Annotated in this window: 23 protein-coding genes and 1 other RNA gene; 9 read left to right on the forward strand and 15 right to left on the reverse strand. The window is 51.3% G+C overall.

Annotated features, from left to right (window positions below; genetic code table 11):
- Nucleotides 1-424: 424 nt before the first annotated feature.
- The 5 genes from ACJJIZ_RS06160 to ACJJIZ_RS06180 form a co-directional block, all read right to left on the reverse strand.
- On the reverse strand, nt 425-730 hold the full coding sequence (locus ACJJIZ_RS06160) for a hypothetical protein (protein WP_444907298.1): 306 nt from the start codon (nt 728-730) through the stop codon (nt 425-427).
- Nucleotides 727-1,203 carry a hypothetical protein gene (locus tag ACJJIZ_RS06165; RefSeq protein ID WP_444915556.1) on the reverse strand — a complete coding sequence of 159 codons (477 nt, stop codon included), beginning with the start codon at nt 1,201-1,203 and terminating at the stop codon, nt 727-729. The genes ACJJIZ_RS06160 and ACJJIZ_RS06165 overlap by 4 nt, the downstream gene beginning before the upstream one ends.
- A gap of 311 nt (nt 1,204-1,514) precedes the next feature.
- Nucleotides 1,515-1,721 (reverse strand): hypothetical protein, encoded by a 207-nt coding sequence (locus ACJJIZ_RS06170; protein WP_444915557.1) that lies wholly within the window; start codon nt 1,719-1,721, stop codon nt 1,515-1,517.
- Nucleotides 1,722-1,747: 26 nt separating this feature from the next.
- The gene (locus ACJJIZ_RS06175) at nt 1,748-1,927 is read right to left on the reverse strand and encodes a hypothetical protein (protein WP_444915558.1); all 180 of its coding nucleotides are present in this window, start codon (nt 1,925-1,927) and stop codon (nt 1,748-1,750) included.
- Between the two features lie 603 nt (nt 1,928-2,530).
- Nucleotides 2,531-5,092 carry a hypothetical protein gene (locus ACJJIZ_RS06180; RefSeq protein ID WP_444915559.1) on the reverse strand — a complete coding sequence of 854 codons (2,562 nt, stop codon included), beginning with the start codon at nt 5,090-5,092 and terminating at the stop codon, nt 2,531-2,533.
- A 247-nt stretch (nt 5,093-5,339) separates the two neighbouring features.
- On the opposite strand from ACJJIZ_RS06180, the gene ACJJIZ_RS06185 reads away from it, so the two are divergent.
- Entirely contained in the window at nt 5,340-5,537 is a 198-nt protein-coding gene (locus ACJJIZ_RS06185; RefSeq protein WP_444915560.1) for a hypothetical protein, read from the forward strand.
- A gap of 17 nt (nt 5,538-5,554) precedes the next feature.
- On the opposite strand, the gene ACJJIZ_RS06190 is transcribed toward ACJJIZ_RS06185, so the two are convergent.
- A complete protein-coding gene (locus ACJJIZ_RS06190; RefSeq protein ID WP_444915561.1) occupies nt 5,555-5,920 on the reverse strand; it encodes a MerR family transcriptional regulator in 366 nt (121 codons plus the stop codon).
- A 79-nt stretch (nt 5,921-5,999) separates the two neighbouring features.
- On the opposite strand from ACJJIZ_RS06190, the gene ACJJIZ_RS06195 reads away from it, so the two are divergent.
- The gene (locus tag ACJJIZ_RS06195; protein ID WP_444915562.1) at nt 6,000-6,683 is read left to right on the forward strand and encodes an RBBP9/YdeN family alpha/beta hydrolase; all 684 of its coding nucleotides are present in this window, start codon (nt 6,000-6,002) and stop codon (nt 6,681-6,683) included.
- A 762-nt stretch (nt 6,684-7,445) separates the two neighbouring features.
- Here ACJJIZ_RS06195 and ACJJIZ_RS06200 read toward each other — a convergent pair.
- The 5 genes from ACJJIZ_RS06200 to ACJJIZ_RS06220 all read right to left on the reverse strand — a co-directional run bounded on the left by ACJJIZ_RS06200 (nt 7,446) and on the right by ACJJIZ_RS06220 (nt 12,499).
- Entirely contained in the window at nt 7,446-8,039 is a 594-nt protein-coding gene (locus ACJJIZ_RS06200; protein WP_444915563.1) for a hypothetical protein, read from the reverse strand.
- Nucleotides 8,040-8,633: 594 nt separating this feature from the next.
- Nucleotides 8,634-9,023: a transfer-messenger RNA gene (gene ssrA / locus ACJJIZ_RS06205) on the reverse strand.
- 175 nt (nt 9,024-9,198) lie between these two features.
- Entirely contained in the window at nt 9,199-10,545 is a 1,347-nt protein-coding gene (locus tag ACJJIZ_RS06210; protein WP_444915564.1) for a sodium-dependent transporter, read from the reverse strand.
- Between the two features lie 40 nt (nt 10,546-10,585).
- A complete protein-coding gene (smpB, locus tag ACJJIZ_RS06215; protein WP_282931304.1) occupies nt 10,586-11,065 on the reverse strand; it encodes an SsrA-binding protein SmpB in 480 nt (159 codons plus the stop codon).
- 15 nt (nt 11,066-11,080) lie between these two features.
- Nucleotides 11,081-12,499, reverse strand: coding sequence for a sodium-dependent transporter (locus ACJJIZ_RS06220; RefSeq protein ID WP_444915565.1), 1,419 nt, complete (start codon nt 12,497-12,499; stop codon nt 11,081-11,083).
- Nucleotides 12,500-12,692: 193 nt separating this feature from the next.
- Between ACJJIZ_RS06220 and ACJJIZ_RS06225 the strand changes: the two genes are divergently transcribed.
- Together ACJJIZ_RS06225 and ACJJIZ_RS06230 are read left to right on the forward strand one after the other, a co-directional pair.
- The gene (locus ACJJIZ_RS06225) at nt 12,693-13,133 is read left to right on the forward strand and encodes a type II toxin-antitoxin system RatA family toxin (RefSeq protein ID WP_413663280.1); all 441 of its coding nucleotides are present in this window, start codon (nt 12,693-12,695) and stop codon (nt 13,131-13,133) included.
- Entirely contained in the window at nt 13,130-13,483 is a 354-nt protein-coding gene (locus tag ACJJIZ_RS06230; protein ID WP_413663279.1) for an RnfH family protein, read from the forward strand. The genes ACJJIZ_RS06225 and ACJJIZ_RS06230 overlap by 4 nt, the downstream gene beginning before the upstream one ends.
- Here the strand turns inward: ACJJIZ_RS06230 and ACJJIZ_RS06235 are convergent.
- Nucleotides 13,480-13,824, reverse strand: a complete 345-nt coding sequence (locus ACJJIZ_RS06235) for an outer membrane protein assembly factor BamE (RefSeq protein WP_413663278.1) — start codon at nt 13,822-13,824, stop codon at nt 13,480-13,482. The genes ACJJIZ_RS06230 and ACJJIZ_RS06235 overlap by 4 nt on opposite strands.
- Before the next feature lie 278 nt (nt 13,825-14,102).
- Here ACJJIZ_RS06235 and fur point away from each other — a divergent pair, with 278 nt between their 5' ends.
- Nucleotides 14,103-14,513 (forward strand): ferric iron uptake transcriptional regulator, encoded by a 411-nt coding sequence (gene fur / locus ACJJIZ_RS06240; protein WP_282931309.1) that lies wholly within the window; start codon nt 14,103-14,105, stop codon nt 14,511-14,513.
- 50 nt (nt 14,514-14,563) lie between these two features.
- Here fur and ACJJIZ_RS06245 read toward each other — a convergent pair whose 3' ends face one another.
- Together ACJJIZ_RS06245 and recN are read right to left on the reverse strand one after the other, a co-directional pair.
- The gene (locus ACJJIZ_RS06245) at nt 14,564-15,163 is read right to left on the reverse strand and encodes a 1-acyl-sn-glycerol-3-phosphate acyltransferase (protein ID WP_413663277.1); all 600 of its coding nucleotides are present in this window, start codon (nt 15,161-15,163) and stop codon (nt 14,564-14,566) included.
- A gap of 280 nt (nt 15,164-15,443) precedes the next feature.
- Nucleotides 15,444-17,111 carry a DNA repair protein RecN gene (gene recN / locus ACJJIZ_RS06250; protein WP_444915566.1) on the reverse strand — a complete coding sequence of 556 codons (1,668 nt, stop codon included), beginning with the start codon at nt 17,109-17,111 and terminating at the stop codon, nt 15,444-15,446.
- Nucleotides 17,112-17,339: 228 nt separating this feature from the next.
- Here recN and grpE point away from each other — a divergent pair, with 228 nt between their 5' ends.
- The 3 genes from grpE (at nt 17,340) to dnaJ (ending at nt 21,383) form a co-directional block, all read left to right on the forward strand.
- A complete protein-coding gene (grpE, locus tag ACJJIZ_RS06255; protein ID WP_282931312.1) occupies nt 17,340-17,960 on the forward strand; it encodes a nucleotide exchange factor GrpE in 621 nt (206 codons plus the stop codon).
- A gap of 123 nt (nt 17,961-18,083) precedes the next feature.
- Nucleotides 18,084-20,030, forward strand: coding sequence for a molecular chaperone DnaK (gene dnaK, locus ACJJIZ_RS06260; protein ID WP_282931313.1), 1,947 nt, complete (start codon nt 18,084-18,086; stop codon nt 20,028-20,030).
- 228 nt (nt 20,031-20,258) lie between these two features.
- Nucleotides 20,259-21,383 (forward strand): molecular chaperone DnaJ, encoded by a 1,125-nt coding sequence (dnaJ, locus tag ACJJIZ_RS06265; protein WP_282931314.1) that lies wholly within the window; start codon nt 20,259-20,261, stop codon nt 21,381-21,383.
- Nucleotides 21,384-21,508: 125 nt separating this feature from the next.
- On the opposite strand, the gene ACJJIZ_RS06270 is transcribed toward dnaJ, so the two are convergent.
- The gene (locus tag ACJJIZ_RS06270) at nt 21,509-21,958 is read right to left on the reverse strand and encodes a hypothetical protein (RefSeq protein ID WP_444915567.1); all 450 of its coding nucleotides are present in this window, start codon (nt 21,956-21,958) and stop codon (nt 21,509-21,511) included.
- 232 nt (nt 21,959-22,190) lie between these two features.
- Here ACJJIZ_RS06270 and dapB point away from each other — a divergent pair, with 232 nt between their 5' ends.
- Nucleotides 22,191-23,006, forward strand: a complete 816-nt coding sequence (gene dapB, locus ACJJIZ_RS06275) for a 4-hydroxy-tetrahydrodipicolinate reductase (protein WP_444915568.1) — start codon at nt 22,191-22,193, stop codon at nt 23,004-23,006.
- Nucleotides 23,007-23,031 lie beyond the last annotated feature (25 nt).

A 23,031-nucleotide genomic window follows, 5' to 3' on the forward strand; every position in this document is an offset into this window, starting at 1 on the left:
ATCACAGGATGGGCTTTAGGGGGATGTGGTGGGGGAGTTAGTTTGGGGGATGGTTGCTTTGTGGTTGTTTAGCAGAATTATTTACACCCTCCAGCCGGGTTTGTCCTACTCATTTGAGACGATACTCATAGTCTTTACCCGATACCATACAGGACCCCTCTTCGTACACTCTGACAGGTGCAGTGGCCTCTAATGATATTTGAGCACTGCGAGGAAGAGGCATTGGCTATCTTTCAGCGGACCGGCTACTTATATAGCATTTGATTCGGTATCAATATGGGTGGCGCTTTAATCTAATACTTTTGTGAGTGTTCAGAATTTTTGGGGTGAAAGCTTATGATGGTAGCAATAGTAGTCAGCTCAACACTAAGCCGATTTGTAAAGCTACCACTTTAAATTCTTGAGTAATTAGTATGGGCACTACTTAAGCCTGTTCACTCACTCTACGCCATACGTCATAGAAGCCTACTGATCGCATATAACCTGATATTTCATATTCGAGATCAGGTAACATTTCAAGGTTGCTTGTGCTGCCCATTACTTCTATTTCGTTTTCCTGATCATCATGAATAGAATCAACCACCTGCCAAATAAAGAGAGAAAACTCTTCTGCTTTACCAGCGCTACTTACCCCTTCTTCTAGAATTTTAATTATTGAATCATCTTTGTATGATTTTGCATAGTGAAGCAGCAAGTCTTCAATATGAGGATATCTTTTAAATTCAATCATAAATAAGCGCCCCCTTCTTTAATAACTGATAGGCGGTCTGAAATCCATTTAAGGTTGAAGACTAAATCTTCAATCCTAATTCTCTTAGTAACTGTTAGGAAATAATGTCCATCCCGTTCTTTATCTTTTTCAAATTTCATATGCTTTGGTAGGTCTGCTTCAGAAAGTACCCAGAAAATGTCTACCGGTTTTTTCTTTCTCGAGGCCATCTTATGAGAAAACTGTAAATTTTCCCATGTTCCAGAAAAGGAAAGCCCCATTTGGTCGTCTGGTAATACCCATCTTTCATCGGCTGAGAATTTATAGTCACAAATTCTTACACCCATAACCGTTCTATACCTACCCTCAGATCTTTCAGGATATATTATGGGGTCACTCCCACGGGGTGTCGGGCGTATTCTTACAGATTCTACTGATTCAATGATATCCTTCAAATCTGTTAAACATTTGTACTGCTTAACCTCGTTAATCATATTTATTCCAATAATACTTGATATTTAAACAGTTGTCATTCAGGGCGCTATTATTGTTACTCTGCCTAATGATGTAAACTCGTAAGTTATTCACTATTTCCTCGTTGAAACTATTTAGGTGCAAGAAAATAGAGTCATAGTGCCAAATTTAAATCCAATCAGCTGATAGCTATCGTGGCTTAGTGGTAAATATCGCGGATATCTTAGGCCTAGATTCTCACAATGACCGACACACTTGGCGATAGCTAAGGGCGCCAGCTGGATAAATGCCGAGTGCAGCTGCAATTATCCAAATGTCTTTGGATTTGATGCTAGTAAGGACTAAATTTTTTACTGAATAGTTCTGCCAAGTTTTCTTTAATGCCCTTTAGGTTCTCTGCATCGTTGAGTAAATCAGCCAGTCTGTCTTCATCAATTGAATTTTTATCAAGGGTTTCAATGTGATTTAGGTAGTGACGTATTGAGTCGAGAATTAGGGTTATGTCGGAATAGGGCAGTTTTAGGTTGAGGGTTTCCATAATTGTTTTCGTTTGTTGTTATCTATTTAGGGGTGTTGCTTTATAGCTCTTGGGATTTCCAAATCGTCTGCTACACCTTCTTTCAGGTTGTCTGGTTCATCAGGACTGTTCTGGGCTGCTTCATTGTGACGTTTTTCTATATCAGGCAATAGTTTTTCAAGTCGCTTCTCCGCGTCTTCAAGCGCTTTTTTTATTCGGTCGTTCATATATTTACCTCAATTTAGAAACACAGTAATCCGGCAGGGAAGCTTATGCGTTGTACTAATTTATTAGTTCACTGTGCTTTCTAGTAAGTGTGAGTTTTGGCCGAGATAGCTCTCATGATTCTGATTTCACCAGCTCCTAGCATAGCGGCATAGGCTTATGCAGAAAATAAAATTAGCTCAATACCCTTGAAGCCAAGTTTGTCGTTTTTAAATGGTGTGGATTAAATAAGATAGCTTTTTAAGCCAGTGTTATGAGCTATGGGCATACCATAAGATAAGATTACTAATTTCTAGCCTACTCTTTTACATGGCGCAGCAGGCATACCAATAATATATAGCAATGGTACTTCGTTAATTGCAGACACAACTCGACTTAAAACTGATTTGTGCCTGCAATGCAAAAAACTGTCTGCTAATGAATTTCCATTTACTTACGATAAAGTTGACAAAAGGCTGCTTACTTTTCGTTACTAATTTATGCACCACTACGGTTTGCCGTGAGGTACCGACGGTGCGGGGCCCAAAGAAGACTGGGCGTGTGCACCGTCGCAGAAACCGCATGGGCTGCCCGGGCGTGTAATGGCCGCCCGAGCAACGCGCAATTTACTCCGGTACTGCGATAATTAGGAACGACACGTGCGATTCGCTGTTTTCTTGAGTGTGCTTGCTGTTTCCCGAGTCGCCGTCACCGATGAGTGCGTGTGGATTGTGCAGTATGACCTGCGAGCCTGACGTGGAATAGGTTTCCGAACCTCCGCCGACTTGCCGGATGTCGTGGTCACTGCTGTCGTAGTGGACGCGATAGCCAGACAGGAACACTGCCGCGTCGCTTATAGGCTGGCCCATCTCGACAGGCACGTCATCACTCGTGTTTTGGAGGTTTGTCACGTACTTTGCGATCAGAGGGGGGCTCTTGCTCAGCTCAATGAGATTGCCATCAATCGATGCAATGGCATTGTTGCCCGAGTCATCGTGCATCTGTGCAGTCGATTGGATACCCACTTCGTAGTTGTTAGGAACCACGGTGGTTGCATCGAGCTCAATGGTGCGAACGTGGTGTGACTTTGGGGGTTCGCTCGGGTCGTTGTCCTTGTGGTACTCGCATGCCCAGCCTCCAAGGGCAGCATAAGCCTCTGGCTCATCGAGGGGAATGTATGGGCTGGTTGATTCATCGGGGATACCGGTGATGGTTCTCGGTAAGATCACACCGTCTTTGGGGCCGTCGACCACTGCGATGCACGACAATGTCAATTGGGAGGCTGAGGGGCTTAAACCTTTCTTCTGGCCGTACAAAGTGGCGTCAGGAGTGACGGTTAGGACGGCATTCTTGTTGTGAACCTGGGTGAGTGACAGGCCCAGCGTTTGCGTCTGGTGGTCCGTGCTTCCTTCGTACTTGAAGAACCAGTAGGTGGCGGCAACGATAAAGCTCGTCACTTCTGAGCCGTATCTGCTGAAGTCAAACCGGAACCTTCCGCCGTTTTCATCCAGCTGCTGATTGATCTGCATCATCTGAATATTCGGAGGCGCGGTTGGGGTGGAATGAAGCTTGATTGGCATATAGGCCCAGTCACCACCAATCTGAAGATAGGCGGGCGAATTCGTGTTCTTGACCTGGAAGCCGGGAATCGCGATGTCGACACTCCCTTTCTTCGAACTCAGAATCGAGATGATCAATTGAAGGACCCAGCCAAGCGGTACGAACGCCCACCAGAAGGGGAGCTTCGCTTTTGTTTTCACCTGAATGTTGAGCACATCGTCGTAGGCGTTGAAGCTTATCGTCGCAGAGAGCTTTAGAGTCTGGTAGACCCACAGGGTCATGGCCCCACGCTTCACTCTGATGTCGGCACTGATAACAAGATCGCCGTCGTTGTTGAACGCTGCTTGGAGGTTATTTTCTTTGATTTTGATATGCGCGCCGTCAATCTCATCCTCGACGTTGGTGTTGAGGTACATTTTTTCGGGGTAGGTATCGGTCACCGTCAGTTGCGAAGAGGTCAGTGGCGTTGCTTCAGCAATCGCCGCAGCCACCGAAGTCAAAATGATGTCGTTGGATACGATGAGTGCCGATGTACAGTTGCTAGGGATAGTCTGTGGTAGAAGCGCGTCTATTGGCTGGCGATTCCCACGGCATATCCCAAGTCCGAACAGGTTTGAGTCGGAGTCGCCATCAAAGGCTGTATACATCACTCCGATGTCCAGGTTCCCGGCGGGCAGGGGAGTGTGTTGAGCAACCGTGTATGTGATGGGCCAATCAAAACTTGAGATGAGTTGGTCGACTGCTCCTTTCACCGCGTCGGTAATGTCGAGGCCCTTGATCGACTTTGAGAGTTGAATATCGCTGAGGTCAAGTTCCATCATGTCCCAGTTGGGCTTTTGGATGGTCGCGGTGACTTGCCCATAGTGGTTGATGCTGGCGCTGGCTTGCATTTTGTCGAGGTCAAGAACGAGCCGGGCGTGACCGGGGCTTTGGCCCTGCGCATCTTCGATGTTGCTTGTGATACCTGGGAACTTGATGAACCCTGTGATGGGCAGGTCGAGCGTCGCCTCTTGGTCTTCGGGATCAATAAAGGCGGGACAATCGAATGCGAACTCGTAGCGAACCTTGGCGGGGCCCTTGCCGACACTTCCGCTGAAGGACCATTGGCCGGAGTCGCCTTCGAAGAGCTCGCTAATCCAATTGTTGACCGCTCCTTGGGTCGAGGCACTGATCAAGTCCCAGCCTTGTGAAAGGTCCGGATCTGGCGAGGATTCAACTTCTTGAAGATCTTGCTGCTCTTCAATTTCTTCTTCAATTAAGTCGCTTGGCTCTTCTCGGTCAAACAGGCCGCGTAGCTCCTCGACCAGCTCGGGGCTCGGGTCGCATACCCGCTGAAAGGTCGGAATTGGGTCGAGCACGAATTGGCGTGCATTGCCTTCAGATTCACTGAGCCACTCGAGCATGCGAGCTTCATGTTGCAATAGGTTGCTCAGGACGGGGTCGCGTCGCAGTGGGTCTGTTTGAGATGTTGGCGTGAAATCGAAAGAGAGAGAGGTCGAACTATCTAATTGTGTGGCTTGCTTGCCTAGCAGGCGCTGCAGGTCGTCAGGAGAGAGAGTGAGGGGCGCGGTTTGCTTTTTGAGTCGGCGCTGCAGGCTGTCGGGAGAGAGTGTGAGAGTCTCTTCCATGATGATGCTCCGTAATCTTCATTAGTTTGATTTTTTTGAAAAGGCGAGTGGCCGAGTAACACCACGAGCCCTCTTTGATGCGGCAATCGAACATCAGGCCTACTAGAAAATTGCCACCCGCCCTAAGTTACTCTTCAAAAGGGCACCAGCCAATAAGGTCGAAGGCATTATCAGGGAAAATGTTGATGTCTTTTGTTTGATAACATTTTTTGCGCCGTTATTGGGAGGTTCTAAAAAGAGCCTGCCAATGAAAAGTTACGAGACTATTAAGCCGGGAAGGGCTTTAGTGATAGCATTTGTAGTGATTACTGGGCACATAAAAAGGGCGCGCAAAAGATCTGTTATCAAATCCCGGAGAAGTGGAGCCGATAGGGATTTTGAATGGGAGAAAGATGCAATGTGCGACTATAATCCTGATGGGAAGCCGGGCACATCCGTGATCTAAATGATAAAAGAAAAAATCTAATCCCTGTCTGGTAGAAGATCGCCAACATATAGAGCTAATGCATTTCGACTCTGCGTTAGCTGGGTTATCTTTTCATCAAGCTTTTCTAACTCACACTGTAGCGAGGCTTTAACTGCGGGGCACCCATAAAATCTAGGAGCTGAATGTTCATCTTCTATGCAAGGTAATAATTCTTTTATTGTTTTTAATTTAATTCCATTTTCGTTTAATGTTTTTATATTTTGTATCAGCCTTATATCTTCCTTTGAGTATTCACGATACCCGGCTTGAGATCGGGTTGGAATGATAAGTTCTTCAGCTTCGTAAAATCTCAGCATTCTCTGACTTACACCAGTGAGTTTTGAAAGTTCGCCAATACGCATTTTTTCTCTTTAGATAGTTGACTCTGACAGTGCTGTCAAGGTTTATAGTGTAACTTAAACCTTGACAGAGGAAAATTAAATGAGATCTAAATATTTTAAAAGCATTTCAGTGTTCTTATTTGCTCGGATCGTAATTGCCACAATATTCATCTCAGCATCCACTAATGCGCAATCGGGCCCAATCACCGAGGACTTAAATATTGCTGTTGTTCATGGTTACATGAGTTCACCAGATGATCATTGGTTTCCCTGGCTTAAAAATGAGCTTCAAGATCGTGGTATCTCTACTAAAGTTTTGTCTCTACCAAATCCATCGTTTCCGAACCCCGAGGAGTGGCAGGAGGCCCTTTCAGTCAAACTAGGTGAGATCGATAGTAATAGTATCGTTGTCGCCCATAGCCTTGGCTGTATTGCGACACTGAACTACCTTAACTCTCTTAAAAAAGAGAAGCAGATTGCTGGGCTTATACTCGTGTCAGGTTTTGTTTCTGATATTCCAAACCTACCGCAACTTGGAGATTTTACTCAAACGAATTTAGATTTCAGTAAATTAAGATTGATGGTAGATAAGATAATCGTTCTTGGTTCTCCACAAGATTCCATAGTCCCGTTTTATTTAACAGAAGAGTTGGCTAATAAGCTTCAGACAACAATTGTATCGATTCCTAATTCAGGACATTTCTTAGCGTCAGACGGATATAAAAGATTTCCGCAGGTGCTGACAGCCATTGATGAGGTTCTAGGGGCTAGGGGAGTGAACTAATCGAAAAGTGTAATTATGGGTTTGAGATGCATATTACTTCGCTTGTTTTGCCTTTAATTCTGCTAAAACCCATCTGTAAAGGTCAACTGGTAAGCTAAAGCCATTCTTTAAGTCACCAGATCTATTCTTGGGGAGTTGCCCATGTAGCCTCGACAAAAGGTTCCAGCTTAGGACTCACTATTAAGTTGCAACTGTAAATTGGGTAAAGAAGGTTTGGTGTGGCTTGGTCTAAAGGGCGGGGGTATCTGAAAATGGGCCGAACGAGAAATAAAAAAGGCCAACTTTGCAGTTGGCCTTTTTCGATTTGGTGGAGATGGCGGGAGTTAAATAGTTGGCTGTAGCTACCGTGTTTACTCGGTTTCTATTTGGCTTAATCAAAAAAACACAGATAACCCCACTGCTAGAGCAAAGTAACCCCCAATGTGGAGCGTGATTTATCTAGCTCAATCGTGCCCTAGGCTCTCTCTGTGCGTCATGGCTCAGCAGGCATTCCGGGGCTCTTACTGATGTGAAAAAAACCTTTATCTCGTGAGTATTGCAAGGAGTGCATCACATGATCGATGGATAAGGCTTTGTTCTTTTTGAATTGAGTGGCTAAGTAGGTTCTTTAAGGTATTTTTTAAGCAGGTTAATGGGTAGAAATATGGGTATTCCTAACACAATATTGATCTGCCCCGCTTATTTAGAAGATTCTGACAGGCATTGAGCCTGTCAGATGGAAAACGTCCAGCGCCTAGCGAGCTGCCAAAAGGGAAATCGAGATTATCTATTGCTATTCACTCTTTTAGAGCCGACGTACATTGCAAATAAACGAAGGCCGATGGAAATTAAGACAAGCATACTTGGCGCTGTTTGAGCGGGTATTGCCTTTAATTGCGTGATTTCTCTTTGAAGGGTCATCGTTTGGTGTGTATTGGTCTGGTGCTTTGGAACTTTGATGACGTTTTTTTTAAGTAATTTATCGAATGACTCGATTTCTCCCGCAAGCATATCTAGGAGTTCCAATTCGGTCTTGCCTTCCCATGGTAGCTGTGTCCTATATGCGTCAACTGCTTTACCAAGCTTTTTCCACTCTTCTGCGAGGAAGGCTTCAAGTGATGAAAGGGTTCTCAGCTTCGAGTTCATGGATTGATTGACTCGGTAGGCGTTTTGTCCATGAGCGCCGCTCGCCATCATTCCAGCAAAGTGCTGTACGTTATGTTTGGCGGTATTCAGGTTCCGGCTGATTAAGTTGAGTTGATCCAGAGTGCGAACCAGAGTCTGATCAAATCTCGGATCTTTATCCTTAATCGCTGTCAGAGCGGTGTTAACCAGTCGACTCACCTGTATCTTGGTTGCATGTTCGTTGATGGACATATCCCTTTATCCTCGTAGATCCATTGAAGAATGTGTTTCACCTCTCTGACTTGAGATGAATGTGCCACATTCAGGTTTTTGCTTGATGAAAACGCGAATTCTAAATTAAATCTGCCGAGTGTCGCGGTCTAATAGAGTACGGGCCATTGCACGGAAGCCGTGGGCGGTCATGGTTTCATTGTCATAGCCCAGTGACCAGGGCTAGAGCCTGTTCAGCAAGAGGGGGAATGTGTGGCTGGCCCATTTTCATTTTTTCGTTGGGCAGTTTTATGTGCTTGGCATCCCAATTGGTTTCCGTCCACTCAAGTTTCGCAATTCTCTAGCGGGCAGAGTAGGAGAGGGGGTAGTTTTAGGGCTGCTCTTACTATTGCGGTCGTCTATGGCAGTTAGTAGGCGCCCGATTTCAGTAGGGTCTGCAATTGCTGCCAAGTGCTTTTTCTTGGTGGGACAGTGGCGCAAACCTGCTCGCCCCCGCAATTAACCCCACTAAAAATGACTGGATTTGGGTTAGATTAATTGGGATGGTCCAGATAAGCAAAAACCCCGGAAACACTAGGTTTGCGGGGCTTTCGTGGGCTGTCTGAGACAGCAATTTGGTGGAGATGGCGGGAGTCGAACCCGCGTCCGTCAGCACTCTGCCAGAGGCTCTACATGCTTAGCTCCGTCTATTGATTTAACCCATTACAGCCCGGCGGTCAGGACGTATAGGGCGATCCCGTAAGTTGTTTAACCGCTTACCCACGGGTATGGCTTGCGGCGATCCAGTTCTGTATAACAGTCTACAGCGCGATACTGGAACCTTGCTGAAGACTGCTAAGGGACGAACCCTTAGTTAGCGCTTCACAAGCTGCTTACGCAGCGAGTTGGGCACCGTAGTTGTCGTCGTTGGCAACTAATAAAATACAGCTTTGGATTTACGAGATTCGCTGCCATCTCGGCATGCACCCAAGGTTTCGTAACCGGCGTCGAATCCAAGTCATCCCCGATAAGAAACACTCATGTGTGTCACCTAAGTATACCTCAAAATTCACGTTAGCAATAAATTTTATGTAATTGGCATTTGAGCGATCAGAGTCGCTTTAGTCAGGCGCTTTGAGGGAGGGCTTAGGTGGGAAGGGGGTTCCCGGCGGTGAGGTACCGCCGGGAGGGAGATCAGAGCTTAGCGAATGGACTGCACGAAAGCGGTCAGAATCAGTAGTGGGCAGACGATGCGCACGTACCAGGGCCAGATCTTCCAGAACAGGGTGTGTTCAATATCTTCATGGCCTTTCTTCAGCTCACTCAGCAGCTGGTCGCGGCGCCAGATCCAGCCGGCAAAGATACAAAGTGCAATACCGAGCAGGGGCTGGCCGTATTCAGTACTGATACTGACTGCCAGTCCGAAGAGGGCGTCGAAGTTGTAGATGATGCCGCAGCTCACGCCGAAGATGATCAGGCCAACGATCGGGGTGGCGATGCGGCGGGGGATATTCAGGTTCTCGATAGAGAATGCCACCGGCACTTCCAGCATGGAAATGGAGGAGGTGAGGGAGGCGATAACCATCAGTGCAAAAAAGGCGATGGCGACGAATATCCCGGCTTCACCCATGGTGTCGAATAGCGCGGGCAGCACTTGCAGGATCAGGCTCGGGCCGGCGATCAGGGAACCGTCGGCAGAGAAGATCTGGGTACCGGCTTCCTGGGCTACGTACATGGCGGGCAGGATCAACAGGCCTGCAGTAAATGCGATGCCCACATCAATCAGGGTTACCAGGGCACCAAGGCGCGGCAGGCTCTCCTGCTGGCTCAGGTAGGAGCCGTAAATCAGCATGGTGCCTACACCCAGAGATAGAGAGAAGAAGGCCTGGCCCATGGCGGAGATCAGCAGATCCGGGGTGAAGTGGTCGAAGTTGGGCATCAGGTACACTTCCAGGCCGGTCAAGGCGCCGGGCTGGGTGAGTACGTAGCAGATCAATAGCAATAACAGGATGATCAGCGATGGCATCAACAGGGTGGACCAGCGCTCGATCCCCTTCTCAACACCACTGGCGATAATCAGCATGGTGAGACCACTGAAAATGGCGGTCATGATCATATTGCGATCGGTGCTGTTACCGGCCAACCACTGGGCCGCCTCTTGGGCGCCGAACAGACTGGCGAAAGGTTGGGCCAGGTGGGCCACCATCCAGCCCGCCACAATGGCGTAGAAGCTCAGGATCAGGGAGGCCACCAGGATACCGCCGAAGCCGGTCAGGCCCCCGAAAAAGCGGCTGATGGGCCCGTTGGAAATGGAGCGCAGCGCCTGCACCATATTGCGGCGCGCGTGGCGGCCGATGGTGAGTTCGGCCATCAGGGCCGGATAGGCGAGCGCAAAGGCTAGAAATAAGTAGGCGACTACAAAGGCGGCGCCGCCGTTACTGGCGGCCTTGGTTGGAAAGCCCCAAATATTGCCGAGACCAACGGCGGAACCCGCCGCGGCCATCAAAAAGCCAATATTCGAGCTGAACTGTCCTCGCGGTGCACTCATGGTAAATCCCGTAATTATTCTTCTAATGGTTCACTGTGCACTATTTGTGCGCCGAGCGCATTAGGCGCTGCTTTTCGCGGTTCCAATCGCGCTTCTTCTCAGTCTCGCGTTTGTCATGGCTCGCCTTACCTTTGGCAAGGCAGACTTCGCACTTCACCAGATGCCCTTTCCAGTACATGGCTGTGGCAACCACGGTGTGACCCTTCTGCTCAACAGCGGCGATCAGCTTGGAAAGCTCGCGCTTGGTGAGCAGCAGGCGACGGGTGCGGTCGGGCTCGGTGACAAAGTGGGTGGAGGCACTGGGTAGCGGCTGGATGTTGGCACCCAGCAGCCAGGCTTCACCGTTTTTAAAAATGACATAGCTGTCGGTCAGTTGGGCTTTGCCCTCCCGACAGCTTTTGACTTCCCAGCCTTTCATCTCAACGCCCGCTTCAAACTTTTCTTCAATGAAATAGTCGTGGCGGGCCTTCTTGTTGAGGGCGATGGTATTGGATGTTTGTGCTTTCTTTTTCTTGGCCATGAAAACTACGAGTGACTATATAAAACTGTGTCCAAAAAACTTCAGGGCCACGGTATTGATAAAGATAAGCAGCAGTATCAATGGGATAAAAGTGCCCAGGGAGAAGTTAACGTATTTTTGCGAAAACGAGCCTGCAAAGTCGCTGTCACCTTCTTGCAGCTCTTTATCAAAATTGGATTTCTTCCATTTGTAGATCACGAACAGACATACCAGCAGGCCGTTTAAAGGCAGGATGGTGTCGTAGAAGATGATCTCCACCAAATCGAAGAACGACTTGTTTGCGCCGGCCAGTTGTACAAACTCTGTAAACCAAGTGGCCATACCGAATGATACGGCGCAAGCGATGGCCAGCACAAATTGAACTGCCGCAACGATGTAGATGGCCTTCTTACGTTCCATGTTGCGCTCGTCGCGGAGGGTGGCAATGGGCACCTCGATAATGGAAACCAGCGAGGTGATTGCGGCAACCAGTACCAGGAAGAAGAAGGTGGCCGCTACTGCGCTAGCGCCTATGTAGCCGATTCCGTCCTGTAAAGCGAGGAATATCTTCGGCAGGAACAGGAAGATCATACCGGCGGAGGAGTCGCTCAGTTCTGCCGGATCGATTTGTGGATTGAAGTGGAAAATACTCGGCAAAATCAGCAGACCGGCTGTAAAGGCTACCAAGGTGTCAGTAATCGCTACGGCACGGGAAGAACCGGGGATGGAGTCCTTCTTCTTCATATAGGAGCCGTAGGTAATCATGATGCCCATTCCCAGAGACAGGGAGAAGAAGGCCTGGGCCATGGCTTTGCTGATTACGTTGCCGTCAATTTTGCTGAAGTCGGGTACCAGGTAGTACTGCAAGCCTAGGGCTGCGTTATCCAGGGTCAGTACAAAGAATACCAGCCCTAATAACATTACAAACAGCATGGGCATCAGGGTTTTTGCGGCCCGTTCGATACCGTCTTTAACGCCCATAGCGAGAATGGCATTGATGATCAACATCAGCACTACCAGGTAAATAAATACCGTGGGTGTATTGATAAAGTGGATAAAGAAATCCGGGGTGGCGAGCTTATCCAGGTTGCCGGAGAAGATTTCTACCAGGTATCCCATTACCCAAACGGTGACTACCAGATAAAAAACCGCGATCATAAATGGGGTGATCAGAGCCAGCCAGCCGGGAATACTCCACAGCTTGGAACCTTTGGAAATTTCTCGGTAAGCGCCGACAGGGTCTTTATCCGAGCGGCGTCCCATAGCGAGTTCTGCCATCATCACCGGCAGGCAGATCACGAATACGAAGAGAGCATAGACCAGTAAGAAGGCACCGCCTCCGCTCTTGGTGGCTGCTACAGGGAATGCAACCAGGTTGCCAATACCGACGGCGGAACCTGCGGCGGCCAGGATAAAGCCCAGCCTTGACCCAAAATGCTCTCTCTCTGCGGTCATAAGTACTCTCGCTATTATTTTTTATGAATGCTTGTTGTTTTTTGTTACTGCGGTTGGGGCTAAATGTGGCCCACCGGTAAAAAATGCGATTGTTACAGGAATTGTCTTGCTTGAGTAGCGTCGGCTGGCAAAATTAGCCGTTCAACGGTAATCCCAGGTGATTTTGCCTGATGGACTGGATTAGACAGTAGGAATGACTGAAATAGAACGCAGTGCGCTGGTCATGTACAGCGCGGAACAAATGTTTGATCTGGTCAATGATGTGGCCAGTTACCCACAGTTTTTACCCGGCTGTCGCGCTGCGGAGATTATCCACAGCGATGACACCACTTTAGAGGCGCGCCTGGATTTGTCGCGCGCGGGTATAAAGCAGAGCTTTGTGACCCGCAATCAGCTGGTGCGTCCCAAGTCGATGACGCTCAAGCTGGTGGATGGTCCTTTCGAGCAGTTCGAGGGACTGTGGGAATTTACTCCACTGGCTGAAAATGCCTGTAAAGTGAGTTTTACCCTTTCGTTTTCGATGAAAAATCGATTGATCGCGGCGGCTGCGGGAAAAATTTTCAGTGACCTGGCCAACCAGATGGTCGCGGTTATGTGTGAGCGCGCGGAAGAAGTTTACGGGAAACCCCAATGACAGAAGAGAAAACAATCTCGGTGGAGGTGGTGTACGCACTGCCCCACGAACAGCGATTAATGCGTTTGTTGGTGTCTGAGGGTACCACTGCGCGGGAGGCGCTAATTCGCTCGGGAATTCCCAAGGAGTATCCCGAAGTTGATCCGGATACGGCAAAGATGGGTATTTTTGCCCAGGTGCTGGGGAGTAAGGGGCTACCGCCGGCGGAAAGTTATGTCCTGCAACCCGGGGACCGGGTTGAGGTATATCGTCCCTTGATCGCCGATCCCAAAGAGGCGCGCAAGCAGCGCGCCGAGAAAGCCAAGCGTATGGCTGAGAAGAAGAAAGGCGCCGAGGGGACTTCCGCTTAGGGCCAGCCTGTGGGCTGCCAGTCGCCGCTGGTGGCTACCAGGGAGTCTTCATCAAAGTAAACGCTAAAGGTCTTTTGGGTGATATTGCCTTTCTTGTCGCGAAGGCGATTGACGTAATCCCAGCGGTTGGGGTTGTACGTATCTTCCAGCAGCGGAGTGCCCAGAACAAACTGTACCTGGCGTCGCGTCATCCCTGGCTTTAGCTGATCCACCATCTCCTGGGTAATGATATTGCCCTGCTGCACCTCAATACGGTGTACACCGGGGAATTTTACGAGTGTGCAAGCTCCCAGCAAGCTGCACAGGAAGGCGATAGTGAGAAATCTCAGACTAGGCGGCATTCATTGCTCCATTATTCGGTTTCAAACGGCAGCGCTCACGCTGATTTCTTACAAACAGTCAGTTTAGTCTCAAGTGGAGAAAAAAAGTTCCTCCACTTACCAGTTCTGCCCTAAGTGAGCAGTACGGGGTTTCTCTGACTCCGTAGGGCATGGGATAATACCTGAAGAGTTGGCTCGCTGACAGACGGGACTCCAGGGTCGGAATCCTTTATAAATGGCCGCTGTGGGTTTGGGCAACTTCGGATAACTTTTAAAATCCTGCCGGGAAATATTGATACATGTCGAACGAAAACCAGGAATTGCGCAAGGCTGGCCTCAAGGTCACTCTGCCGCGGGTGAAAATTCTGCAATTGCTCGAAAGCACTAGTGAGCAGCATTTGAGTGCTGAGGATGTCTATAAGCTGTTGCTGGAGGCGGGAGAGGATGTCGGCCTAGCTACTGTGTACCGGGTATTGACCCAGTTTGAGAGCGCGGGCCTGGTAGTGCGCCACAACTTCGATGGCGGCCACTCCGTATTCGAGCTGGACCGTGGCGATCACCACGATCACATGGTGTGCACGGATACCGGTAAGGTTATCGAGTTCCACAATGAAGAGATTGAGGAGCTACAGCGCCAGATCGCTGAAGAGCACGGCTATGAGCTGACTGGCCACAGCCTGGTTCTGTATGTGACAGAAAAAGAGAAGTGATTCTTTCGGGTGCGGTATTCACCGCACCCTTCAAACGCTTACGCTGGGTGTTACGACTGGCAGGGTGGGGTGTAAAGCTCTGGGAACTTGCCAATTTTATCCGCGTAAAATTCCTTGAGCTTCAACAGCTCGGCTTCCAGGTTTTCACTGAATTGCGCTATCGGGCCGATGCCCACTTCTTTTTTGGGGAAGCTGATATAGCCCAGCACCACCGGAACCCTGGCGTTGCGGGCGATATGGTAAAAGCCGGTCTTCCAGCGTTCTGCCAAACCGCGAGTGCCCTCGGGGGGAATAGCGATAACCAGTTCTTTGCGCAGTTTGAACTGCCTGGCGGTGGCATCCACCAGGTTGTTGGCTTTGCTGCGGTCTACGGCGATACCGCCGAACCAGCGCATGGGGCCACCCAGCGGGAAGGTAAACAGCTTGTCTTTGCCCATCCACTGCGGGGTCATCTTCAGTTTGAGTGCAGCGAGAATAAAGTAATAGCCATCCCAGTTAGTGGTATGGGGGGCGCCGATCAATACGTACTGCTTTAGTTTGAGAGACTGCTCGTCAGCTTTGACACGCCAGCCGTGCAACTTCAGTAGCACCCGTGCAACCAAGCGGAGGATTGGGGTGACAATTGGGGTGTTGAAAATCGTTCTCTGCATAACCTCGGCCGGGACTACTCATACATCGAAAAATAAGCCGCCAAGTATATGGTGACTTTACCTGCCGCTCCCAGTCATATTTGTGCGTTTGTCCTAAATCGGCACATATATCCGATGAAAGGGGTGGTTTACCGGATTGTGTGGCGGTCATTTATTGATCTACGGTATAAGATTGCTTACCAAAATGCACCATTTTTGCCCTTTGGTGACATTTGGCGTCGGAATCGTATAGAGGAAGTGGGGCTGACTCCATAGCCAGCCTGAGAGAGGGGGTGGAGAGTTAAATTCTCTCCAGCATTTCCTCGGCATGAGCCAGGGATTGGGCGGTGGGGGCGCCGCCGAGCATGCGCGCCACTTCTTCGCGGCGCTCGCCGTTGGTGAGTTCGCGCAGTGCCACAAAAACACTTTCGCCATCGCTGTGTTTCTCCACCAGGTATTGGCGGTGGGCTCGCGCCGCTACCTGGGCCAAGTGGGTCACACAGATTACCTGGCCGCTGCGGCCATTGCGGGTTTCTCCCAGTTGACGCAGCAGGCGGCCCACCACATCACCGGTGGCACCGCCGATACCCACATCCACCTCGTCGAATACCAGGGTGGGGGTGCGGGAGGTTTGCGCAGTTACCACCTGGATTGCGAGGCTGACCCTGGAGAGTTCACCGCCGGAGGCAATCTTGCCCAGGGGGCGAGGCGGTTGGCCCGGGTTGGTGGAAATTAATATCTCCGCTTCTTCCAGTCCCTGGCTATTGGGCGTATCCAGCTCTTGTAGTGATAGCTCTACTCGAGCGTGAGGCATGGCCAGGTCGGCCAGCTGGCCGTTCACGGCCTCCGCCAGTGAAGCTGCCGCTTTACTGCGCAGTTTGCTGAGTTTGCCGGCCACTTTTCTGTACTGCTTTTCCAGTTGTTCACAATCTGCGGCAAGGCGCTCCAGGGCATCTGGGCTGCCGATATCGTCCAGCTCTGCCTGTAACTGTTGCTGCAGAGCCGGCAGCTCCTGCGGTTGGACTCGGTGTTTGCGCGCAGCCTGGTAGATGGCGCTGAGCCTGTCTTCAACTTCGGAGAGTCGCTCAGGGTCCATCTCGAAGCGATCGATATGTCGGGAGAGGGTGGCTGCGGCCTCATCCACCTGGATGCGCGCACTGTCGAGCATCTGTGCCACTTCCACTAAGGCCGGAGCCTGCCCGGGCATGGAGGACAGCAGTTGCAGGGCGCGGTGCAGCTGTTCGGCGATATCGCCCTCACCGCCGGACAAGAAAGCGGCCAACTGGTAGCTGCCACTGAGGATTTCCCCCGCATTGGCCAGCTGTTGCTGTTCGCTCTCGAGGGACTCTATTTCCCCTTCGCTCAAGCCAAGTTGATCCAGTTCCTTAAGCTGGTATTCCAGCAAGTGGCGGCGGGCTTCGGCTTCCTCGGCGCTGTCGGCCAGTGTGCGATAACGGCGATAGTGATCCCGCCAGGTTTTGAAGCGGCTGCGAGTCTCTGCGGCGAGTTCCTGGGCCTGGGCGTATTCATCCAGCAGGCGCAGGTGCGTTTCTTTCTTCAGCAGGGATTGGTGTTCGTGCTGGCTGTGGATATCGATTAGCTGCTCGCCCAGGGCGCGTAGCTGCAACAGAGTGACCGGTTGGCCGTTGATATAGGCGCGGGAGCGGCCGTCGGCGCCGATAGTGCGGCGTAGAATGACTTCCTGCCCGGCGTCCAGCTCCTGAGACTCGAGCCAGCTGGCGGCGCTGGGGTGCTCGACGATATCAAATGTGGCGCTGATATCGGCGCGATTGGCGCCGGTGCGCACAAGCTCCGCGCTGCCGCGACCGCCCAGCGCCAGGCCGAGGGCATCCAAGGTGATTGACTTACCCGCGCCGGTCTCGCCGGTCAGGGTGCTGGTACCGGGACCAAACTCCAACTCCAGTTGGTCCACCAGGGTGAATTGGCTGATAGACAGATGCAGCAGCATAGAGATCGCTTGTGTCCTTGCTAATCGGCGGGCGCCCGGCCCAATTAGTGGTTATTTATACAGTATTCGTTCCCGGTTAGCTATAGGGGCGGGGCCACATTACTCTGAGGATGTGCGCTAGCGCGAAAAACCACTTGAACTGTGCGGGGATGTCCCCATATAGGCTCCAGTGCCCGAGAGACGGGCTCAACTCACATTACTGACAGAGTCGACGCGACGGAGAAAGCAGTGGCCAGAGAGCGCAGCGAAGAAGATCAGATTAAAGAGGGGGCGGAGCACGCACCAGCTACAGACGAGGGCGTTTCAGCAGAGATTGAAGACCCTTCCTCTATAGAAAGCGAACTTGCCGAGGAAGCCCTGCGGGAAGAGGCCGAAGGTGCCGATGCCCTGCACGAGGAAATTATCAAGTTGCAGGAGCAGCTGGCAGCGCACAAGGATATGGCCCTGCGCGCCCAGGCGGAAGAGCAGAATGCCCGCCGCCGCGCGCAACAGGATATCGAGCGCGCGCGCAAATTTGCGGTAGAGAAGTTGCTGCAGGATTTGCTACCTGTAGTGGACAACCTCGAGCGTGCACTGGCGACGATCGATACGGCCGACGAAGCCAACAAGGCCTTGGTAGAAGGTATCGAGCTGACCCACAAATCTTTCGTTGAAACCCTGACGAAAAATGCTGTGGAAGTTGTCGATCCGGCCGGTGAGCCCTTCGACCCAGAGCTGCACCAGGCTATGACCCAGGTGCCCAACGGCGAGGTGGAGCCGAACACGGTTCTGGATGTGTTTCAAAAAGGTTATCGCCTCAATGGCCGCCTGGTTCGCCCGGCCATGGTGGTGGTCAGCAAAGCGCCGTAACGGCAGAAGTGTAAAGCGGCCTTGAAATTTAGCGGCCGGCACCAATATAGCTGACATCAAGAATTATTCGCGCGGTGTAAACAGAACATAGCTGGCAGCGCGCATCAAAAGAGGATTTTACAGATGGGAAAAATTATCGGCATCGACCTGGGTACCACTAACAGCTGTGTAGCGGTACTGGATGGTGACAAAGCGCGTGTAATCGAAAACGCCGAAGGCGATCGCACTACACCTTCTATTGTTGCCTTCACTGACGACAACGAAATTCTGGTAGGTCAGTCTGCCAAGCGTCAGGCGGTGACCAATCCCCAAAATACTCTGTTTGCGGTTAAGCGTTTGATCGGCCGTAAATTCAAAGACGACGTTGTCCAGAAAGATATCAAGATGGTTCCTTACACCATCACTGAAGCTGACAACGGCGACGCTTGGGTAGAAGTGAAAGGCGATAAAAAAGCTCCGCCGCAGATCTCTGCCGAAGTCCTGAAGAAAATGAAGAAGACTGCGGAAGACTTCCTCGGCGAGAAGGTTGAAGCTGCAGTAATTACCGTACCGGCTTACTTCAACGACTCCCAGCGCCAGGCCACCAAAGACGCCGGCCGCATTGCGGGCCTGGACGTTAAGCGTATTATCAACGAGCCGACTGCCGCTGCACTGGCATACGGCCTGGACAAGCAGGGCGGTGACCGCACTGTAGCGGTATACGACCTGGGTGGTGGTACCTTCGATATCTCCATCATCGAAATTGCCGACGTAGACGGCGAGAAGCAGTTCGAAGTACTGTCCACCAACGGTGATACTTTCCTCGGTGGTGAAGACTTCGACCTGCGCCTGATCGAATACCTCGCAGACGAGTTCAAGAAAGACCAGGGCATCGACCTGAAAGGTGACCCCCTGGCAATGCAGCGCCTGAAAGAAGCTGCAGAAAAAGCCAAGATCGAGCTTTCCTCCAGCCAGCAGACCGAAGTCAACCTGCCGTACATCACTGCAGACGCCACTGGTCCCAAGCACTTGGTGGTTAAGCTGACCCGCGCCAAGCTGGAAAGCCTGGTAGAAGAGCTGGTTACCCGCTCCTTGGAGCCGGTAAAAATCGCTCTGCAAGACGCCGACCTGTCCGCTTCCGGTGTAGACGAAGTGATCCTGGTAGGCGGTCAGACTCGTATGCCAATGGTTCAGCAGAAAGTCACCGAGTTCTTCGGCAAAGAGCCGCGCAAAGACGTTAACCCCGACGAAGCCGTTGCCATGGGTGCTGCTATCCAGGGCGCCGTACTGTCTGGTGACGTTAAAGACGTACTGCTGCTGGACGTAACTCCGCTGACCCTGGGTATCGAAACCATGGGTGGCGTTGCAACTCCGCTGATCGACAAGAACACCACTATCCCCACCAAGAAGTCCCAGGTTTTCTCCACTGCGGATGACAACCAGACTGCGGTAACCATTCACGTGGTTCAGGGTGAGCGCAAGCAGGCTGCACAGAACAAATCCCTGGGTCGTTTCGACCTGGCCGATATCCCACCGGCACCGCGCGGCATGCCGCAGATCGAAGTAACCTTCGACATCGATGCCAACGGTATCCTGCACGTACACGCGAAGGACAAGGCCACTGGTAAAGAGCAGTCCATCGTGATCCAGGCTTCCTCCGGTCTGTCCGAGGACGAGATCGATAAGATGGTTCAGGACGCTGAAGCTAATGCTGAAGCGGACAAGCAGTTCGAAGAGCTGGTGCAGACTCGTAACACGCTCGACGGCCTGATTTCTGCGACCAAGAAAACTCTGGAAGAAGCTGGCGACAAAGCTACCGCTGAAGAGAAAGCAGCTATTGAAGCAGCAGTTACCGAAGCGGAAGAAGCTGTTAAAGGCAATGACAAGGCCGCTATGGAAGCTGCAACTACCAAGCTGACTGAAGCTTCCGGTCCGGTTGCCCAGAAGATGTACGCCGAGCAGGCTCAAGCCGCTGGTGCTGAAGGTGCCGCTGGCGCTGGTGCCCAGGGCGAGCAGCAGTCCTCCGCTGGCGACGACGCGGTAGACGCAGAGTTCGAAGAAGTTAAGGACGACAAAAAAGAAGGTAAGTAAGCGTTCGCTTGCAATTCCGGCGGCAGCTTTTAAAGTGGCCGCCGGAGAACTTCAGGGGCGCGGCGCCTTACTTTCAGAGGCCCGCGCCCTGTGTTGTTTCAGGTATCCGCCAATATTTGCCGAGTTTTCGCAGTTTTGGTGGTGCTCCGTTCGCGGAGCTTAGTTAGAAACCGAGAAGTAGAAAGAGAGTTTGGCCGTTCTTGATGCCGGACCAGAGAACATAGTTTTATGTCGAAACGCGATTATTACGAAGTCCTCGGCGTCGAGCGCGGCGCTTCGGATGCAGAGCTGAAAAAAGCCTACCGCCGGGTGGCAATGAAGTTTCACCCGGACCGTAACCCCGATGACAAGGAATCTGAGAACAAATTCAAGGAGGCCAATGAGGCCTACGAGGTTTTGTCGGATTCCGAGAAGCGCGCAGCTTATGACCAGTTTGGCCACGCCGGTGTGGAAGGCCAGATGGGCGGTGGCGGCGCCGGTGGATTCGGTGGCTTCTCCGATATTTTCGGCGATGTGTTCGGCGATATCTTCGGTGGTGGCGGCGGTGGCCGTCGCGGCGGCCCTGCTCGCGGTTCCGATCTGCGCTATGACCTGGAATTGGACCTGGAAGACGCGGTGCGTGGCACCACGGTCAAGATTCGCGTTCCAACTCTGGCAGCCTGTGGTACCTGTAGCGGTTCCGGGGCCAAGCCCGGTTCCTCTCCGCAAACCTGTGGTACCTGTGGTGGTGCTGGCCAGGTGCGTATGCAGCAGGGTTTCTTCTCTGTTCAGCAAACCTGCCCCAACTGTCGCGGTCGCGGTACCACTATCTCCGATCCCTGTGGCAGCTGTCACGGTCGCGGTCGCGTAGAGGAAACCAAAACCCTGTCTGTTAAGGTACCGCCCGGTGTGGATACTGGCGATCGCATTCGCCTGTCCGGTGAAGGTGAAGCCGGGCCCGATGGCGGCCCCGCTGGTGATCTCTATGTACAGGTAGTGGTGAAAGAGCACGATCTGTTCCAGCGCGATGGCAAGAACCTCTACTGCGAAGTGCCGATTAGCTTTGTTTCCGCTGCCCTCGGTGGCGAGCTGGAAGTGCCGACTCTCGACGGTAAAGTGAAGCTGAAGATTCCTGCGGAAAGCCAAACCGGCAAACTGTTCCGCCTGCGCGGTAAAGGTGTTTCCCCGGTTCGCGGTGGTGCAACCGGCGACCTGCTGTGTCGTGTTGTGGTAGAAACTCCAGTGAACTTGTCCGGCAAGCAAAAAGATTTGCTGCAAGAGTTCTCTAATACCCTCAGCGAAAAGAAAAATTCACCGCGTCAGACCGGTTGGTTTGAAGGGGTGAAAAACTTCTTTGGTGATATGAAGCTTTAATCGCTGTTAGCACCGGCAAAACCTTAAATTGTTTTGCGGGTTGCCTATTCAAGAAGGCTCGAGAGCATTAGCTTTCGAGCCTTTTTTATTTCCAGGCGAGTATTATTCCTTCAATAGAATGCCTTCTATTGGGAAGTTTTGGTTCTCAAGCGGGCTGCGAATTCACTCAGGAATTCCTGTTGGATTTTTTGCGCTTTGCGCAGTTGCTCCTTATTTAAAATACCTTCCAATTCTTTGTGTGTTTCCAGGCTGATAGCTGCGAATTGAGCGCCAATTTCGCCGCGTTGCTTGGGGGTTAGGGAGACTTTTTTACCACTGAGTAAACCGTATTTTTCCAGCACCGCTTTTTTCTCTGCGAAGCTCTTTTGCATAATGGGTAATACGGTTTTTTCCTGTCCCGGGGTGAGCTGCAAACGCAGCGTCACCCAATCGGTAATATCATCATACTTCTCCCAAAAGTCTGGATTGGCATTTTGCTGCTGGGCAGATGCCGGCGTGCTGCCAAAAGCCAGACTCAGAGAGATCACTACCGCCATGATGTGTGGTAGATGGTTGGACAGGATCATCAGTCGCATATTGGCGCTCCATTTACCCCTCACAGTAAAGCGTAGCAGTGGCCGCTGATATCGCGTTTTGCGCAAGTATCCTCTTGGCAATTTAAAAATATGTGGATATTTCTTTTTGTTTTACTTTTGCGGAGTGACTAGCGATTTTTAGGCACGCTAATACTGGCTTACTGGTATCTATGCGCTCTACCGGGTGCGTTGTAGAATCCAGAACCTTATAGATTTGGACTGGAGTGCTGTGATGGCGGTAAAAGTGGCGGTGACGGGATTTGGTGGTCGAATGGGACGAGCGTTGGCGGAGGCTTTGTCCCTGTCTGATAAGGCCGAACTGTCAGCGGCTATAGTGCGGCCTGGCTCCAGCTTGGTCGGCGCTGATGCCGGCGAAGTTGCCGGTCTGGGCCGCAGCGGCCTGGCTATTGTGGACAGCCTCGATAAGGTGGACTTTGACGTACTTATTGATTTTACTGCCCCTAAAGCGACCGTGGAAAATACTGCCTATTGTGCGGAGAAAAACCTCCCCATTGTAATCGGCACCACGGGCTTTGATAGCGAGGAAAAAAATAAAGTATTGGCTTATGCAGATCAGGTGCCGCTGTGCCTCGCCAGTAATTTTTCCACCGGGGTAAACCTGTGCTTTAAATTGTTGGAAACTGCTGCGCGGGTAATGGCGGAAGAGGCCGATATCGAGATTGTCGAAGCCCATCATCGCCACAAAGTGGATGCACCTTCCGGCACGGCACTGAGTATGGGAGAAGTGATCGCGGAAACTCTGGGGCGCGATCTGGATAAAGTGGCAGTTTACGGCCGCGAAGGTCAAACCGGTGCCCGCGATAGGGATACTATCGGTTTTGCCACAGTGCGCGGTGGTGACGTAGTGGGAGAGCACTCGGTGATGTTCCTGGCAGAAGGTGAGCGGGTCGAAATTAGCCACCGCGCCAGCAGCAGGCTCTCTTTTGCTCGTGGTGCCGTGCGCGCGGCACTGTGGATGATGGGAGAGGAAGGGAGTACGCGGGCGCCGGGGCACTACGACATGCGCGATGTGCTCGGCCTTAACTAACCTTACAAAGAGTAAATAAATTCAG

Source organism: Microbulbifer maximicatervae (SeqCode) (assembly GCF_052467225.1).